The sequence below is a fragment of the Halomonas gemina genome (assembly GCF_023554995.1).
Taxonomy (GTDB): Bacteria; Pseudomonadota; Gammaproteobacteria; order Pseudomonadales; family Halomonadaceae; genus Halomonas; species Halomonas gemina.
Window position 1 is genome coordinate 1 of the sequence record NZ_JAMJPK010000034.1, and the last position, 373, is coordinate 373.

1 tRNA gene is annotated in these 373 nt (G+C 52.8%); it reads right to left on the reverse strand.

Annotation, left to right across the window (positions count from 1 at the left end):
- Positions 1-247: 247 nt before the first annotated feature.
- Positions 248-323, reverse strand: a tRNA-Ala gene (locus M8009_RS18930).
- Between the last annotated feature and the right edge of the window lie 50 nt (positions 324-373).

Here is a 373-nt window from a genome sequence, read left to right on the forward strand (position 1 = left end):
CTAGGCATCCACCGTATGCGCTTCATCGCTTGACCATATAACCCCAAGAGGTCTGGTCCGCGATGACGATCGACAATTGCCGGATACGCTTGAGACGTATCTCGTGTCTCTTCCTCTCGGAAGAAACTTTGTCAGCATGATTCACATTGTTAAAGAGCAGACTGTCAATCGACAGTCATAAACCTGACATCACATGATGTGACGATGGCTTGTGACTGCAGACTCGATCAGGTCATGGACTGTTGGATGGTGGAGCCTAGCGGGATCGAACCGCTGACCTCCTGCGTGCAAGGCAGGCGCTCTCCCAGCTGAGCTAAGGCCCCGAAAGGAATTTGTGTGAGACAAGGCGCTTCGATGCGACGCATAGCCTGCT